The organism is Bradyrhizobium sp. sGM-13 (genome assembly GCF_018398875.1).
Taxonomy (GTDB): Bacteria; Pseudomonadota; Alphaproteobacteria; order Rhizobiales; family Xanthobacteraceae; genus Bradyrhizobium.
In genome coordinates this window covers 447,389-464,400 of record NZ_JAGWDK010000002.1, presented here as the reverse complement: position 1 = coordinate 464,400, position 17,012 = coordinate 447,389, and the positions used below count along the sequence as shown (strand labels likewise).

Genomic DNA, 17,012 nt, shown 5'->3' with positions numbered 1-17,012 from the left:
GGTTGATCGACAGCCAGTCGTGGGCATGGATTTTCTTCGGCGTTGTTCCGGTGGCCCTCGCCGCCATCGGACTTCTGTTGATCGCGAAGGGCCCGAGAGGCGTTACGGCTGCGCGCCTTCCGTTCGACTGGGCTGGCTTCCTGCTGATATCAGTCACCTTTCTCTGCCTCACCTATGTTCTCAATCAGGGTAGTCGATGGCGCTGGTTCGAGGAGCCTCGCATCGTGTGGCTGACCGTGATCGGCGCAGCCGCTTTGCTGGCGTTTCTCGGCCAACAGGTAATGGCCAAAAGCCAAGGCCTGCTGGATTTCACCTTGTTCCGGTCGAGCGATTTTTCCTTCGCCTTCATCGTCAGCTTCGTCGCCGGTGCCGCCTTGTTCGGCAGCGCGTATCTGATCCCGTCATTTGCCGTGTCCGTACTCGCGTTCACGCCTACCGACGCCGGCCAGCTCCTGTTGCCGAGCGGCGCGGTTTTCGTCGGCGCGCTCCTCATTGCTGCCTTTCTCATGCAGGTCAGAGGCGCTCCCCCTATCGCCACGGTGCCGTTCGGAATCCTGATGATCATGGCCGCGATGTGGATGCTGTCCGGCTCGACCAGCGAAAGTGGCGCCGACGACATGATGGCCGCCATCCTGCTACGCGGATTTGGACTTGGCTTCCTCTTCCTGTCGATCACTCTCATCGCCTTCAGCGAGCTCAACAACCGCAACCGCGCATCCGGCATCGGCCTCTTCAATGCGGGTCGCCAGCTCGGTGGCCTCATGGGGGTAGCCGGGCTCCAGACCATGATCGACCACAATGTCACCGCCAATGCCACGGTGCTCGGCGCCAGTGTTACCGCAGGCCTTCCCGCGGTCAGCGAGCGGCTGGCGACGATGAGTGCCATGCTCGCGTCACGAGGGATGGACAGCGTGGCCGCCGGCCGGACTGCGATGGGTCTGTTGGATCGAGCCCTCACCGGTCAATCCACGGTGATCGCTTTCGATACCGCGTTCGCTGCCGTCGCCCTTCTTTTCGTCGTCGCTGCACCCATGCTGGTAACCATCAAGATCGCGTTCGCCCTGCACGCGAAGATACGCGTGGCGCAGTCAGCCCGGACCGAGGAGCCATACATGACACATCCCGCGCCGAAACCTTCCCGACAAGACAATGCCGTATCGAAGCCAGACCCTCGCGCCGAGATCGTGCTGGCGTTCAGCGAGGCTCTCGCCAATTCGAGCGGCGCGCCCGCTGACCTCGATAGTATCTTGGATCGAAGCGGATACTCGAAGGAAGACATTTTATCGGCATTCGAGAGCGTCGACGATCTCATCGTCGCGATCGCCGAACACAAAGCCTCCCTCATATCGCAGCCATTGGTGAGGAGAGCGCGCCCCGGCACCGTAGACGATGCACGCGAAACACTCATCGCGTTCGGACGCGTTGCCTGGAAGGAATACTCGACCACCCTGGTCGGGTTCATTCGGATGATGATGACCGAGGGTGCACGCAATCCTGCGCTCAAGAAGCGGGTGCACGAAGCGGGGCAAGCGATTGTCACATTCAAGCTGCGGGAGTTTCTGTCCGCAGCAAATGAGCGGGGGATCCTGTCGATATCGGACGCTCAGCTATACGCTGAGCAATTGCTGGGACTGCTGAGGGAACCGCTCTACCAGGCACTGATGCTGACTCCTGCAATAGGCCAGGAGGGCGCAGCCGCCGACCGCGTCAGAGCCAGGGTCGAAAGTTTCATTCATGGATGTGCGAGCATGAAGCGATGAGCGCAGCTAATGATATTGCCCAGTTAAGACGGTCTGGCCCGAGAGAGAAACCTTCAAGACTGAATGTCGCCGGCGACGTCCCGGCGGACCTGGCGAACAGCATCGACGAGAATGGATCCCTGGTGACAGTCGACCCCGCCGACTGGATCGTCTGTTTCGTGCCCGGCCTTCGACGGCAATGGTGGCATCGCTTCGTCCATCACAGGCATAAGCATGTCTTTGCCATGCGACCCATCAGCACGGGGAGCTGGCTGCTTGTGGAGCCGTGGTGGACGCGAATGATGGTGACCATCCTGCCGCCGGCTGATGCCGTCAGATTTCTCCGGTGGGGTGCGACGGGCGATATTCTTCGCGTCCGCGAAGCGGTTCCGGGGAAAGCGAGCCAGCTTCGCGGTTGGTCTAACTGCGCGGTTCTCTCGGCGTTCTTGCTGGGCCGACCGAGCTGGACATGGACGCCGCACGGTCTCTACCGGCAGCTACTCCGCGAAAGATCAACGCGGCGCGAGAACGTGCAGCAACTTCTCGTCGACCAGTTCACCAAAGTCGTCAGCCATTACTCGTCCAACGCACTGAGTGTCGGTGCCGACCAACTTTCTTTGCCACTCAGGGAACTGCTCATCATCATTGGACGCAATCTTCTCGAGACGATGATGACGCCGTCGTTGCTGGAAGTTTGCTACACAGCCATCCTCGAAGCGGACCGCTACCCCGATGCGACGCGGGCCTACGCGCAACATGGCCCTACGCCGGCCATCGCAGTCCTTACGAAAATTCTGGCAAAAGCGAAGCAGGCCGGCGAAATCGATCTTGCGGATTGCGAAGCCGGCGCCCGCCAGTTCCTTGGGATGCTCCACGGAAACGTCCATCTGGAGGCCGTGCTTCAGCTCGGCGACATACCAACGCTTTCCGAAATCGATTTGCGCGCTCGCACCACCGTGAAAGCCTTTCTCGATGGTGCCGCGCCTGTCGAGACGGCGCCAATCGTTGCACGAGCGGCATTAACGGCATGAGAAGTAATCGAACATGCTCCGACGGGTTTTCCATTTGGCCCGCTTTCGGAGCCGAGTTCCACCGCATCCGTCTCCAAATTGTACATCGCGCCGGCCACCTTGACGCCTTCGCTTCCATTTCAGCAAGCACGGGCCGTCGCTCAGGCGCTCCCCCTCCCGAAACATCAACCCTCCAGTGACAGCGCAGCATGCTCAGTTCGGCCTCCGCATGCCGGATGTTGCTCGAGTTTTATTGGATCTCTCGGTGCACACATCATGCACGTCGCCCTCTAGTCGCGTTCCACTCAAGCGTTGCTCGGTTGGCGCACGCTAAGCGCAAGCGAGATTCGCGCGACGCTCGGTCTCGTCACAGTATTGGGGTTCGAGTCGAGGGAGCGGTACCAACCCACGCCAACACTCCTCCAAGCTTTATCGTGAGGTTCAGGGCGAGATCGACCGCTCAGATTCCGGACAGCCTACTACTCTCTGTGGCCGTCTACGCCGGCTGACGCAGAATTTTGTTCGCTAAAGAGAAATCGTCAGTCGGACGGTACAGCATTTGGTACAGCATGGCAGGCAACGACCGTGCTTAAGTGCTGATCGCGCTTCGCTTTTTGAGATGTCCCGGTCCAATCCATCATGGGCGCGACGGAAAATTTCCATTCCATCTCAATTGCTTACCCGCAACGCCGGTTCAATGCAACATGATGCTTTTGATAACCTTGCCCGTCTGATCCAACTAAAATATCGAAAAACAACCCCATGCAAAGTAGCACCCCAGTTGGGATCGTCGCCTATCTCCATTTTTTCCACCTGCATCGATCCACGGAAACCCTCCAAGTCATTGGCGCATGCGACGCCTAATCCCAGCAGCCATGTCCTCACGGCTTGCTTCGTGATCGTAGGTCGCAGCCAGCCCCATCAGGAGCTTTGAGGACACAAAGGGATGCGAAACTTGGAGCGCCTCGCCCCATTTGCGATACTTCTCTGCCAAATCGCGCTCCTGATCGCCGCCTTCGCCGCGCCAATGAACACCGGGTAAATTATACACGCCGGTATGAGCGCCATGGATTATCTCTTCGGATCGGACATCCTCCATGACATCGCGGGCTGGCTCGCATGGCCACACACCGTCCTTGCCGATGGGGGCGGCGGACAAGAGTCGGCCGATAGAGGTATCGCCGACCTTGGCGCGCCCCAGCTCTGCACAGAGGCGGCGAACAGTCGCAACCCACTTCGCCAGGTATTCTGCTTTCAGTTCGCCAAGCTCATCGTGCCCGGGAAGGCGGTGCACTGCGTCCAAAAGTTTGTAGCTGCGTTCGGCCATCGATTTCACATGGTCGGGCGAAACCTGCAATTCGGGGGGATCGGTAGCCCCGTCGTTGCGCTTGTAAGTCCACGCGATCGCTTGAGCGAATTGTTCGGGGTGCGCTTCGATATACCGTTCCAGATTCGGGATGCCATACGCATCTTTCCTTCGCTCCCAACGCCGGCCAATGTATCGATGTAGGCGAACTCTAACCGCGCCTTTTGATCGAGAGTCAGTGCCGCGCTGCCGTTCAGGCTCTTGAAGGCCGCTTCGACATGGTAGTGTTCCAGCATGTAATGCCCGGGCGGCTCGCCGCCGCCCTGCGCCATGGCGAGCAGCAAACGATAAAGGACCTGCGCATCGAGTTTCTGTGGCTCGTACCGGATGCAGGAGAAGGCGGCCCGGGGGCGATCGGCCTTTAATAGGCGCTCAACAGCTTCATTGTTTTCGCTATCGGAATCGCGAATCCATTCCGGCGCAACCTCGTTCCAGTATTTGGCCTGCGCTGGCTCGCTCAGCGTGTCCACCAGATTCCACGTGTTTTTGCCGAATGATGCAAGAACAAGCAATCGCGCGGTGGCCTCATCCGACAGGCCCGCCGTGACGCCTTTAAGCACCCGTTCGCACTTGCTCGTGTCCCGCAGTACCCGCACGGCACCTGCGATGAGATCCTTGTACGAATGAACGGCCTCTTTGCCGGCGAGGATGGGGTTGAGTGCAAGCCGAAGCAACTCTATGAGTTCCTGTTCGCTGAGGACTTTACTTGCCGCAAGCGCTCCGATCACCCAAGATGCCTTTCCACGCTCTGAAAGCTCCACGATCCCAGCGAGGCCGCGTTGCGCAAAATTTCACGCAATGCCTCAACTCTTTGTTCCTTGATGCGCTCCTCGCGCTTGTTGAAATCGATCTTATCAATGTCCTCGATCTCTTCGGCGGATTCTTCGACCCAGCCATCGCGGAATAGCCAAAGGTGCTTGTTCAGAAGATCACTCGGCTCCAGCGCCGCATAGGCGGCCTTGCCTGCGGCGGCTAGTCCCGTCGCTTCCTTCTTCGCCTTCGTGCGTACCGCCGCCCTGCGCGATAGTGTCGTGACACGGATCTTCTCGCGCATTGCCGCTTTTTCTGCGTCCGTAGCCTTGCCCTTCGCCCAAACCTCGATCAGCGTCCAAACGCGAGCCTGATCTTCATCGGTAAGGTCGTGAAGCCGCTCCACGAGATCGCACAGCATATCGAGGGAATAGTCTTTCCACGTCAGTGCCATCTCAAGCATCTCGCGCATGAACTTGATGATCGGCTCCCATGTCGGGAGCGCTTCACCGAATCCGTACCCGTCGGGGCGCCAGCGTGGCTTGTGACTGTAATGCCCTATCTGGTGATGTACGCCGAATTGAGCGACGCAAATCTTCCATGCAACATCAGGAAATTTCTTGGCCAGACTTTTCATGAGGTCCACGCGCTGCTGGTGATTGGCCGCTGTCTGCGGCATCCATGCGCGAAAGATGGACTCCAAGGAATTCGTCGGTTTGTTGACCCAGTTGTCGTTGATCTCAACTTGGGCAAGCTGGGCCAAAATGAAAGCCGCCCGCGGCAGCGTTGCACGGCTCCATGAAAGCCCTTCCAAAGCCCAATAGGCCGGTGCGGCTCGGATGACGCCCGAAGACGCTGCTGTCCATCGGACGTAAGAGACCAAGCACCGCCGGTTCGTTGGACTTGAGGTCCCTTTCTAGGATCGAGAGGAACTCATCGGAGGCCGCTTCCGCATAGGTCGGAAGATCGCGGTCGTTGGCCTCCAGAATGCGTGTGGTTAACGGGGTCGGCAACAGATCGCGTACGACGCGGATCGCCTCAATCTCGGTATCAATGCCAAGGCGGCCAGCGAACGAATGCTTGCCGTGCACCGTGAGAAGCACCAACGTCTCTGAAATGCCTTCACGGAAAGCCGATGAAAATTCTCGCGTCTTGCCGTGGATCGCCGCAGCCCAGCGCTGATCTTCGTCCAGGTCGAGCGCAGGGTCATCTTCACCCAGGACCATGCGTGCCATCGAGAAATAGCGATTCAAGTCATCGGTGGTGATCTCGCCTGCGATGGCATAGAGCAAATCGATTTTCGAGATCACGCCCCTGAAATTGCCGATTGACCAGATCGGCGCGTCATTCAACTGCGCCAATCTTTGGCATTCTTTCTCCAGTTCGTCGTAAGTATGCCCCCTCGACAGCAGCGAAAGCCCTAATTTGTCGGTTTCATTCTTGCTGTTCCAGGCGCCAACGAACAAGAACGGCACGAGGCTTGCCGCTGTCTCATGATTGTCTGCCCATGCAGGCGTGCGCACCGCCGGCACCGTGGAAAGCTGGCGTCGCAGCACGGTAAGGGAGCGGCCGGTGGCGGTCGACAAGCGCGCAATGTCGTCGCGGTCCTTGCCCATCTCTGCGAGGGCCTTGTCGAAAGCCTCATAGTTGACGGGCTCCAAGACGATGTCTGGTTCTTTGGTCGTGGCGTTGCGCGGGTAGACGACGATGGAATGCATCGACGTTGCATAAGGCCCGAGTTCGCGCTCGACCTCCCGCGTAAATACCACCGGAATGAAGCTCTGCGCGCCCGCAGCCAGGCGCGGCAGGACGCCGGCCTTGTCGAAGACCAGCACGCGGTCGCGGTACGATATCAGTTCCTCGCCACCGCGTTCGCCGAGCAGTTGCGCGAGGAAAGCGAGCGCTTCCTCGGTCGAATCCGCCGCGATCATGATTGGGGCTTCGGATGGCTTGGACAAACGTGCGAGCATGACCCGCTTGGCCGCTTCGATGGCGGGCGCGAATAATGCACCCGTCAGCGGCGGCTTGGAGACATCGGCCCAATCTGCCCAACATTTATCGAGCGAGCGCACATGCTGCGCTGGAATCTCCGTTTCGTTGGCAAACCATGCCTGACCGGACAGTGATTGTTCGAGCCATTGCTCAAGATCGCTCGCATCGTACGCGCGAACATCCTTCCAGAGCTTCTTTGCCTGCTTGGCCGATACCCATGTAGCCTTGCCGAGCCAGCGCCGCGGTGTGACGAACACGAACGTCGTCTCGGCCCGCTTTTTTTTGCCGTGCGCCTTAACGCTTTTCTCGAAATCGCCCTCGGCCTTCGTCTTGGGATCTTCGTTCACGCCGAATTCCCAGCCTGAGCGCCCGGCGGGCACCCATGGCGTTCCCTCACCCGCCTCCACAAAACCGTCCCAGCCGGGCCGTTGCGCGTCGTCATTGCCCGGGAAATCGACCTTGGTAATCCCCCTGCCGGTGGAATGGACCAGCGTACGCAAGAAAACCGCGAGACGGCTGCGTGCGGGGATGTTGTGGGAAACCCAGCCCTCAATGTTGTTGGCTTTGATCGTCAGGAACGGCGGCACATAAGCGATGGCATCGGCCGGCGCATCCTTTTGCTTGGCCTGCGCGGCATCGTATTCCGCCTGCATGTCGAGAAGCTCTTTGCGGGTGAATTTCTTGAATGCTTTCTCCAGCCGCGCTGCCATGTCAGCGGACAGCGCGGCGTTGCCGTTGAGCAGGTTCGATAAAGCCGGACGCCCTACACCCATGATCTGGGCGGCCTTCGTGACCGACATTCCGGGCGGAATAACCTCAGTTTTGATGCGAGTTGGGGTGCGGAACTCCATTCGATTCAGACATGGTGGGTTCCCAGGAACTGGCGGCAGCGACGCCGCTCAATTGGGCGGAATGTAGCGCGTAGCGCTACACAATACAAAGCGCCGAAGGAAAAAGCTGGCCCCTGCCGGGCGATGCAGCGATTGCGCGCGCCTATGGCTCGCATTCGCTGCGACGCGCACGGCGTCTTTTGACCTACATCGAGGAGCAGGGCTTCATCGTTTTCCAGCTTGACGGTGCCGGTTGGCGGATCGTGACGCTAGTCGAACTGGCCTGGGCGACTGCACCGGGCGACTCCAAATACCGAGGAAACGCCAGTGGTGCAAGGCTGCAGCAGTTGGGCTACCTGATGCAGCGGACGAGCGCGCATTTCATCGGACACTTCACTTGGTGCGACTGAGGTCATGAATGACCGGTCGAAGTCCGCTTGAGGTTATCTCCAAAGTAGCCAGTGTGACGGGCAGCTTGAAACGACGTGGCCCTGCACTTCCAGGATTCAGATACAGCACATCGTCGATCGTTTGGATCCGCGGTCGATGCGAGTGGCCGGAAACGACCACGTCAATTCCGCAAACTGCTGGATCAATCTGCAGTTCCTGAAGGTCGTGCAAGACATAGAACGATCGCTCTCCGAGCTGTACCACCTGAGTGTCAGGATAAGGTTTCGCCCAGTCGGCGGTATCGATGTTCCCTCTAATCGCAGTGACAGGCGCAATCCGACGGAGTCTGACAAGAACATCCGCACGACCAATATCGCCAGCGTGGATAATATGCGCCACCCCGGCAAGCCCTTGCTCAGCCTCGGGCCGCAGGAGCCCGTGGGTGTCCGAGACGATTCCAATCCGCAGCACTGTAGCATCCATCGATGCGCGCCGAACGGCATGTCCGACTAACTGGATCTCACATACTACGCCCCACTTCTGAGAGCCGGGTGACTTTGGCTGTCGCTGGATCTTTCTTGATCTCTCGGTGCACACGTCGTGCACACGCCGCACTCTTATCGATTGAAAAACTTGAACTTCTCGGTCCAATCCATCATGGGCGCCACAGAGAAGAGATAATCTCGCGATTTCAATTGGTTACCCCATCACCTTCCTCGCCCCCTATACTATTTTCGCGAAAATAGTATAGTCGGCAGGCGCGCGCGTGATCGTCTGGCCGTCCGTGACCGCGGCAGTACCCCCCACAAGGAGTCTCCAGGCCCAACTCCTCACGTCGCTGGCAGAGGGCATCGCCATTCTCCCCCGATCGACCCAGAACGCCCGATGCATTTGCGCGGGATCGCTGCGCATTGACGTCATTATGGAGGAACGGCAATCGAAAGAGCGGTGTCGATGAGGAGTGAGTCGGATTTCGACACCCCTATCCGATCGGACTTCTCCGCTACAGCGCGTAACCCACTATTTCGGAAGTCCTGCTTTCTTCTTGGAGGGCAGCGTGGCCGGCTCAGCAGCGCTTTGATAGTCCGCCAAACGCCGCCCTGTTGTGAAGCATTGGATCAACCTCCTGGACCCGGAGCTTCGCTGAAGAACTTGTCGAACTTTCCCTCCGCGCCTTCTGCTCGATGAGCCCTTCGGCGCCCTGGATGCGCAGACACGGGTCATCATGCAGCAAATCCTTACCAGCATGTGGCAACGGCTGAAAATCTCGGTCCTGTTTGTGACACATGACATCGACGAGGCGATTTTCCTGTCCGACCGCGTCTACTGCATGACGGCCCGGCCCGGCTCAATCAAGGCGGAAATTCCCATTCCACTTGAGCGGCCTCGCCAGCAATCGACGATGATGTCGTCGGAGTTTCTTGCGCTGAGACGCGGCCTGATGTCGTTGATTCGTGAGGAAAGCCTGAAAGCCATGGGGGCGAAATCAGTGACCAGGGTTTGCAGGGGCTCAATATTGACCTGCACGGGCAGTCCTTGGCTGACGTACTTTGAATAGTAGTTCCTAAAGAGAACCGTTCAGCGATCGAAAGCGCGGCGCACGGAGCGCCGATTGCCAAGTGCAGCGCGCCTATTTTATTGGCACGGCGCGTCATTCACATTTCGCACCCAAGCACAAGAATTGCATGGAACTGCCTTGGCTGGAGAGCGAGCGGGATAATGAACCTGATCAATCTGGACATACGGATGCTGCGTTCGCTGATGTCGGTCGTCGAGACCGGGAGCATCACGGAGACCGCACGGCGGCTGGGCCGTACACAACCCGCAATTACGCTTCAATTGCAACGGCTTGAGGAACTTACCGGAAAGGCCATCTTCATTCATGAAGGCCGGCGGCTGTTCCTGACGGCCGAGGGTGAGATGGTTCTGAGTTACGCGCGCTCCATCCTCGGATTTCACGACGAACTGCTGTCGCAGCTCACCTCGCCTGACATCGAGGGTCACGTTGTGCTTGGCACGCCCGATCTCTATGCGGCCTTCATGCTACCGTCGATCCTCAAGATCTTTCGCAAGGCCTTTCCGCGTGTGCAGCTCGAACTGAACTGCTCGCTTTCGACCCCGCTGGTCGGATGTGTGAAGCGCGGCGAAGTCGATATCGCCCTGGTCACCCGCATGAACGATTTTACCGGCGGACAGGTGGTACGTCAGGAGCAGTTGATCTGGATGACCGGCGAGCAATCCACGGCGCATAATGAAAAGCCGATCCCGCTTGCGCTGCTTCCGCCGGGCAACATTTTTCGTGACCATGCGATCGAACGGCTGGAAGCCTCGAAGCTCAGATGGCGCATCGCCTGCGTCAGCCACAGCGTCGGCGGCTTGCAGGCCGCGGCTTTTGCCGGCATGGCGGTGACCGTGCTGGGCCGCTCGGCGCTGGTTCGCAACATGCGCGAAATAGGCGCTGATGAAGGCCTGCCGCCGCTGCCGAAGGTCGATCTTCTGCTCTATAAATCGCCGAAGGCGACGTCCAAGGCTGCGAACGCCCTGCACGACTACCTCGCACATTACCTCAATCTCGATGACGAGCTGCTGCTGGGCAAAGAGCTCCCGCTATCCGCAGACGACAGCAGCGAAAGCCGGTCAACACATTTGGGGACGAAACTGAGTCCAGGGTCGCGCCCGCTCGAAAGCGGCCGCGATGCGCACGATCAGCCCCTCGTCGAGCCACGGCGCGATAATCTGAAGCCCAATCGGAAGCCCGTCGCTGTCGAAGCCGCAAGGAATCGTGGCGGCCGGCAGCCCGGTCAGATTTATCGGCCAAGAGAACGGCGACCAACCTAGGTGACGGTCGACGGCAACGCCGTCGATTTCATCGACTCCAAGTGCACCGGCCGGAAATGCCGTCACCGCAACCGTAGGCGTGACGATCGCATCGAGCTTGTCGAACATCTCCAGGAACGACGCACGCAGGCTGTTGCGGCGATAGCCGGCCTCGACATATTGGACGCCGCTGTAGGTTGCTCCCTTCGCCACGACATCGCGGTAGTCGCTATCTGATCCTGCCAGCGCGCCGGCATCGCGGGCCGCGACTGCTGCAGCCTGCTCCGTGTAAGCGATCGGCTTCAGAATCCGTTCCAGCATGTCAGGCTCGAAGTGAACGCAATCAGGAACGATGTTGGCGCCCAACGAAGCGAGTGTGTCGACCGCCGAATGAAAGGCGGTGCGCACGTCGGGTACCACCGCCGCATAGCCGAAGTCGGCGCTGCTAGCGATCCTGATTCCGTCGAGCCTGACCGGGGTCGCATCAAAGCTGCGCGCCGGCACCGGCAAACTCGCAGGATCGCGCAGATCGTGGCTCGCGATCACTTCCAGAAGCAGGGCTGCGTCGGCAACCGTGCGCGCGATCGGCCCGGTGTGCGCCAAAGACGCCCACGACGGTGGCGAGAAGCCGGGCGCTCTCGGGACCAACCCGAAGGTCGGCTTGATGCCGACCACGCCGCAAAACGAGGAAGGCACACGTACCGAGCCGACCCCGTCGGTGCCGATCGCAAGCGGACCGCATCCGGCGGCGACCGAGGCCGCGGCGCCGCCGCTGGATCCGCCGCTGGTCCGCTTCGTGTTCCAGGGATTGCGGGTGACGCCGGACACCGGACTGTCGGCCGTGAGTTTATAGCCGGATTCGCAGGTCGTGGTCTTGCAGGTGACGATCGCACCTGCCGCCTTGAGCGCTGCGACGACGGCGCCGTCGACGGTCGGCACTAGATCCTTGTTGGCAGGCGCGCCGCCAAGCGCGCGAACACCGGCGACATAGACGAGATCCTTGATGCTTACCGGCACCCCAGTCAATTTCCCCTGCGGTTGTCCGGAGGACCAGGCCGCCGTGGCGCGGTCAGCGGCGGCACGCGCCTGTTCGTATGCCGGGGTCACGACCACGTTGCAGGACGCATTGGTCAGCTCCAGCGCTGATATCACGTCCTCGATGACGTCTCGCGGCGTGAACCGCCTGGCGCGATAGCCCTCCAGCAATTCAACGGCCGACAGCCTCGCCAACGCATTGCCTTCCGTGGCGCCGTCGGCGCGGGCGCTTCCTGTCTTCACGGCAGCCTCACAAGGTCTGAAGAGCGGCCATCACGGCCTTCTTTGCCATCACTGTCACAAGATGCGCGCGGTATTCCGCGTCCGCATGAATATCGGAGCTGAGGTTTTCCGAACTCACCTTGATGACGGCGATTGCATCTGGCGTGAACGAACTTTCGAGTGCGGCTTCCATCGCGCCGATGCGAAATACGCCGGGGCCCGCTCCGGTCACCGCGACCCGGATCTTGCCTGCCTTCTGCGCCACGCAGACCCCGACCAGCGCATAGCGCGACGCGGGCGATTTGAATTTTGCGTAGCCGCCGGCAGAGGGAACGGGAAAGCGAACCGCGGTGATGATTTCTTCTGGTTCAAGGGCGGTCGCAAACAGTCCTTTGAAGAACGCATCTGCAGCGATCTCTCGACGATCGGTCACAATGGTTGCGTCGAGCGCGAGCACGGCGGCAGGATAGTCGGCCGAGGGATCGTTGTTGGCGACTGAACCACCGATCGTACCGCGGTTGCGAACCGCGGGGTCTCCGATGCCGGCGGCGAGACTGGCCAATAGTGGTACCTTGCTGCGGATTTCAGCGGACTCGGCAACGTCGACATGCCGCGTCATGGCGCCGATTGTCAGGACACCGTCTGTCACGGCGATGCCGAACATTTGCGGAATCTTCGACAGATCGACAAGCGCGGCCGGCGCGGCGAGCCTCTGCTTGATGGTCGGCAGCAGCGTCATTCCGCCAGCAAGCGGCACGCTATCGATGACACCGCCGAGCAGAGCCGACATTTCATAGAGTGTATTTGGCCTGTGAAATGCAAAGGACCTCATTGTTGCTTCCTCCTATTCCGCCGCCCGCGGCATGGCCGCATTCTGGATGACGCGCCAGATCCGGTTCGGCGTCGCCGGCATATCGACGTGCTGAACGCCAAGATGCGACAGCGCATCGACAACGGCGTTGATGACGGCCGCGGGCGAACCGATCGTGCCGACCTCGCCGCACCCCTTCACGCCCATCGGCGTGTGGGTGCACAGCGTAGAGTGGGTCTTGATGGTCATGTTAGGCAGATGATCGGCACGTGGCATGGTGTAATCCATGAATGACCCTGAAAGGAGCTGCCCGGAGATATCGTCGTAGACAGCATTCTCATACAGCGCCTGGCCGATGCCCTGGACGATGCCGCCATGCAGTTGGCCTTCGACAATCATCGGGTTGATCACGGTGCCGACGTCGTCGACCGCGGTATATTTCTCGAGCGTCACGGTGCCCGTCTCGGGATCGACCTCGACCTCGGCGATGTGACAGCCACCGGGATAGGTGAAATTGACCGGATCGTAATAGGCCTGCTCTTCCAGCCCAGGCTCCAGCACCTCCAGCGGATAATCATGCGGCACGTAAGCGGCACCGGCGATTTCCTGAAAGGTCTTTATGCGGTCGGTGCCCGCGACCGAGAACACTCCGGCCTTGAACTGGATATCCTGCTCGCCCGCCTCAAGCAGATGCGCGGCAATCTTCTTGCCCTTCACGACCACCTTGTCGCTGGCCTTTGCCAGCGCCGCTCCGCCAACCACCAGCGACCGCGAGCCGTAGGTGCCCATGCCGAACTGAACGCGGTCGGTGTCACCAAAAACGATGTCGACATTCTCGAAGGCGACGCCAAGTTTTTCCGACACGATCTGCGCAAAGGTGGTCTCGTGCCCCTGCCCGTGATTATGGGTTCCGATCAAAACCGTCACCTGCCCGGTCGGATGAACTCGGACGGTGGCGCTCTCGTAGAGGCCGCCGCGGGCCCCGAGGCGGCCTGCGAAGCGCGACGGCGCAAGGCCACAAGCCTCGACATAGGTGGAAAAGCCAAGACCGCGGAATTTGCCGTCGCGCTCCGACTTGGCCTTGCGTCCGGCAAATCCAGCGACATTCGCCGACGCAAGCGCGTCCTCAAGACAGCCCATGGGATCGCCGGAATCATATTCGACCAGCACGGGTGTCTGGTACGGATAGGATTCCTTGGGAATGATGTTGCGACGGCGCAGTTCGACGCGGTCGATCCCCATTTCCGCGGCCGCAACATCGACCAGACGCTCGACCACGAAGGTCGCTTCCGGTCGGCCCGCGCCGCGATAGGCGTCGACCGGCACGGTGTTGGTGAATACGACCTTCACATTGCAGTAGATCGCGGGCGTCATGTAGACGCCACTCAACAACGGACCATAGAGATTGGTCGGAATGTTGGGGCCAAACGTAGAGAGATAACCGCCCATATTGGCAAAGGTGACGACCTTTAGCGCCAAGAACTTTCCGTTCTGGTCGAGCGCTAATTCGGCCTCTGTGACGTGATCGCGGCCGTGCCGGTCGGAGACAAAACCTTCCGAACGATCCGCCACCCATTTCACCGGGCGGCCAACTTGCCTGGCGGCCCAGGTGATGACGGCCTCCTCGCCATAGTGAAACTGCTTGACGCCGAACCCGCCACCGACATCGGGGGCCACCACCCGCATTTTCTGCTCGGGGATTTTCAGCACCAGCGCGCTCATCAGGAAACGCACCACATGCGGAAACTGGCTGGTGGTCCACAGTGTGTAGTGGCCGGTTCCGCCATTATACTCGGCGATCGCCGCGCGCGGCTCCATCGGGTTGCCGATCAGGCGATTGTTGACGAGGCTGAGGCGCGCGACATGCGCCGCCCTCTTGAACGCGGTTGCGACGGCGGCCTTGTCACCGAGCTCCCAGTCGCAACACAGGTTGTTCGGCACGTCATCGAACAATTGCGGCGCGCCGGGACGAACGGCTTCAAGCACGCCGACCACTGCCGGCAGCACCGCATAGTCAATTACCACCGCTTCAGCGGCCGCGCGCGCTTGCTCCAGCGTATCGGCAACGACGAAGGCGATCATGTCGCCGACGAACCGTACCTTGCCCTGCGCCAGCATCGGAAACGGCGGCTCCTTCATCGGCAGGCCGTCGGCGCCGTGAATGCCCCAACCGCAGGGCAGCGACCCGAGCCCGTCCGCGGCAACGTCGTCGCCGGTCAGCACGGCCTGCACACCCGGCAGCGCCAGCGCTGGCGCCTTGTCGATGCCGCGGATCACCGCATGGCCGTGCGGGGAGCGGATGAATACGCCGAACGTCATGTCGGCCCGCTTGACGTCCGCGACATAATTGCCCCGGCCTGTCAGAAAGCGGAAGTCTTCCTTGCGGCGGGGTGCTGCGCCAATTCCGATCACGTTCGACATGGCTATTCTCCGATACCGGGCGCATGCATTGCAGCAGCGCCGGCCAGGACGGACGCCACGATGTTCTGATAGCCGGTGCAGCGGCAGATGTTGCCCTCGAGGCCGTGGCGGACCTCCGCTTCCGTCGGCGCCGGATTTTTCGTCGCCAGCGCCACCGCCGTCATCACCATGCCCGGCGTGCAGAAGCCGCATTGCAGGCCGTGATTTTGGTGAAACGCTTCCTGCATCGGATGCAGAGCGTTCGAACCACCCGGTCCCGACAGGCCTTCGATCGTCGTCAACATGCCCCCGTCGAGCATCGGCGCGAGCAAGGTGCAGCTCTTTACCGCCTCGCCGTTGAAGAGCACGACGCAGGCGCCGCACTGGCTGGTATCGCAGCCGACATGGGTTCCCGTCAGATTAAGGTTCTCGCGCAAGAGATCGGCGACCAGCGTCGATGGCTCGATGTCAACCGTCCGCGAGCGGCCGTTGAGCGTGAAACTGACTATCATGGGTGACCTCCCGTCATAGGCGACATCAGGCGAGAACACGGGCGCGGCCCGCCGACCACTTGGCCAGCAGGACGTCGCCCACATTGAAGGGATCGCGGAAAAAGGTTCGTTCCGGAACGTAGGCGACGAAATCCTCGTCAGGCACCGTGTCGAGCATCACCTTGACGAACGAGCCCTGATATTCGATTGCGGTTACCCGGCTCGGCAACGCCGTCGCGCCGTCGTCGGGGTTGTCGGCGTCGGCGCGCACCAATTCGATATCGTCGCGCCGCACCGCCAGATCGATGCGGTCGCCCACGGCAACCCGCACCTGGGCGCCCAGCCGAACCTGGATTCCGCTGCGGCTGGGCTGAGAGAGTACGACAAACCTGTCGCCGACCTTTTCGACCTTGCCCGAAAGCACATTCTGCCCGCCCAAGAACTCAGCAACATAGCGGTCGTGCGGATAGGCATAGACGTCGCGCGCCGGCCCGGTTTGCTTGATCTTGCCTTTTTCCATCACCACGACGATATCGGCGAGCGCAATCGCCTCGAGCTGGGTGTGCGTGACGTGAATGAAGGTGATCCCGAGCTCGCGCTGCATTCGCCGCAGCTCCTGCCGCATCTGCACGCGAAGCTGCTCGTCCAATGCGGACAGCGGTTCGTCGAGCAGCAGCACCCGCGGTTCCGTGATCGCCGCGCGCGCCAGTGCCACGCGCTGTTGCTGGCCGCCCGACAGATTGCCGGGCAAACGGTCGGCCAGTTCGGTCAGCCGCACCCTCTCCATCATGAGGTCGGCGACCTTATAGCGCTCGGCCTTCGACTGCCCGCGCACCCGCAGTGCAAATGCGATGTTGTCGCGAACGGTGAGATGCGGAAACAACGCGTAGGACTGGAACATCATCGCGGTGCGCCGCTCGACCGGCGCCATTCCTGCGACGTTCTCGCCGCCGATCACGATCTCGCCGGCGGTCGGCTCTTCGTGCCCGGCAATCATCCGCAGGATCGTGGTCTTGCCGCAACCGGACGGTCCAAGAAAGCAGCAATAGGCGCCGTCAGGAATCTTCAGATTGACGCCGTCGACCACGTTGGTGACGCCGTCATAGCTCTTGCAGAGACCTGCCAATTCGATATCGCCGGCCCCAGCGCGCATTCCAGA

12 protein-coding genes and 4 pseudogenes are annotated in these 17,012 nt (G+C 60.6%); 6 read left to right on the top strand and 10 right to left on the bottom strand.

Annotation, left to right across the window (positions count from 1 at the left end; all coding sequences use genetic code 11):
* The 3 genes and pseudogenes from KJQ96_RS40100 to KJQ96_RS04575 all read left to right on the top strand — a co-directional run.
* A pseudogene (locus KJQ96_RS40100) lies at positions 1-1,079 on the top strand (MFS transporter); the annotation flags it as partial.
* A gap of 33 nt (positions 1,080-1,112) precedes the next feature.
* Entirely contained in the window at positions 1,113-1,760 is a 648-nt protein-coding gene (locus tag KJQ96_RS41340; protein ID WP_256441600.1) for a TetR/AcrR family transcriptional regulator C-terminal domain-containing protein, read from the top strand.
* Positions 1,739-2,770, top strand: coding sequence for a TetR/AcrR family transcriptional regulator C-terminal domain-containing protein (locus KJQ96_RS04575; protein ID WP_213285492.1), 1,032 nt, complete (start codon positions 1,739-1,741; stop codon positions 2,768-2,770). Before KJQ96_RS41340 ends, KJQ96_RS04575 begins: the two co-directional genes overlap by 22 nt.
* Before the next feature lie 820 nt (positions 2,771-3,590).
* Here KJQ96_RS04575 and KJQ96_RS04570 read toward each other — a convergent pair.
* From KJQ96_RS04570 to KJQ96_RS40090, 4 genes are read right to left on the bottom strand one after another with little or no spacing between them, the layout of a single operon-like run.
* Complete coding sequence (locus KJQ96_RS04570; RefSeq protein WP_213285491.1) at positions 3,591-4,076, bottom strand: hypothetical protein; 486 nt, start codon at positions 4,074-4,076, stop codon at positions 3,591-3,593.
* Between the two features lie 5 nt (positions 4,077-4,081).
* The gene (locus KJQ96_RS04565; protein ID WP_213285490.1) at positions 4,082-4,843 is read right to left on the bottom strand and encodes a hypothetical protein; all 762 of its coding nucleotides are present in this window, start codon (positions 4,841-4,843) and stop codon (positions 4,082-4,084) included.
* Positions 4,840-5,628: a hypothetical protein gene (locus KJQ96_RS04560; protein ID WP_213285489.1), complete on the bottom strand. Its 789-nt coding sequence runs from the start codon at positions 5,626-5,628 to the stop codon at positions 4,840-4,842. The genes KJQ96_RS04565 and KJQ96_RS04560 overlap by 4 nt, the downstream gene beginning before the upstream one ends.
* The gene (locus KJQ96_RS40090; RefSeq protein ID WP_256441597.1) at positions 5,606-7,708 is read right to left on the bottom strand and encodes a HigA family addiction module antitoxin; all 2,103 of its coding nucleotides are present in this window, start codon (positions 7,706-7,708) and stop codon (positions 5,606-5,608) included. The genes KJQ96_RS04560 and KJQ96_RS40090 overlap by 23 nt, the downstream gene beginning before the upstream one ends.
* A 107-nt stretch (positions 7,709-7,815) precedes the next feature.
* Here KJQ96_RS40090 and KJQ96_RS04550 point away from each other — a divergent pair.
* Positions 7,816-8,047, top strand: a pseudogene (locus tag KJQ96_RS04550) (ATP-binding protein); the annotation flags it as partial.
* Positions 8,048-8,080: 33 nt separating this feature from the next.
* Here KJQ96_RS04550 and KJQ96_RS04545 read toward each other — a convergent pair.
* A complete protein-coding gene (locus KJQ96_RS04545; protein ID WP_213285488.1) occupies positions 8,081-8,560 on the bottom strand; it encodes a metallophosphoesterase family protein in 480 nt (159 codons plus the stop codon).
* Between the two features lie 682 nt (positions 8,561-9,242).
* Here KJQ96_RS04545 and KJQ96_RS04540 point away from each other — a divergent pair.
* Both KJQ96_RS04540 and KJQ96_RS04535 read left to right on the top strand, forming a co-directional pair.
* Positions 9,243-9,631, top strand: a pseudogene (locus KJQ96_RS04540) (ABC transporter ATP-binding protein); the annotation flags it as partial.
* Positions 9,632-9,796: 165 nt separating this feature from the next.
* Positions 9,797-10,627 (top strand): annotated as a pseudogene (locus KJQ96_RS04535) (LysR substrate-binding domain-containing protein); the annotation flags it as partial.
* 87 nt (positions 10,628-10,714) lie between these two features.
* Here the strand turns inward: KJQ96_RS04535 and KJQ96_RS04530 are convergent.
* The 5 genes from KJQ96_RS04530 to KJQ96_RS04510 are packed head-to-tail and all read right to left on the bottom strand — an operon-like array spanning position 10,715 to position 17,006.
* A complete protein-coding gene (locus KJQ96_RS04530; RefSeq protein ID WP_309142362.1) occupies positions 10,715-12,172 on the bottom strand; it encodes an amidase family protein in 1,458 nt (485 codons plus the stop codon).
* A gap of 7 nt (positions 12,173-12,179) precedes the next feature.
* Entirely contained in the window at positions 12,180-12,983 is an 804-nt protein-coding gene (locus KJQ96_RS04525; RefSeq protein WP_213285487.1) for a xanthine dehydrogenase family protein subunit M, read from the bottom strand.
* A gap of 12 nt (positions 12,984-12,995) precedes the next feature.
* Positions 12,996-15,383, bottom strand: coding sequence for a xanthine dehydrogenase family protein molybdopterin-binding subunit (locus KJQ96_RS04520; RefSeq protein ID WP_213285486.1), 2,388 nt, complete (start codon positions 15,381-15,383; stop codon positions 12,996-12,998).
* 2 nt (positions 15,384-15,385) lie between these two features.
* On the bottom strand, positions 15,386-15,874 hold the full coding sequence (locus KJQ96_RS04515; RefSeq protein WP_213285485.1) for a (2Fe-2S)-binding protein: 489 nt from the start codon (positions 15,872-15,874) through the stop codon (positions 15,386-15,388).
* Between the two features lie 25 nt (positions 15,875-15,899).
* Positions 15,900-17,006, bottom strand: a complete 1,107-nt coding sequence (locus KJQ96_RS04510; protein WP_213285484.1) for an ABC transporter ATP-binding protein — start codon at positions 17,004-17,006, stop codon at positions 15,900-15,902.
* Between the last annotated feature and the right edge of the window lie 6 nt (positions 17,007-17,012).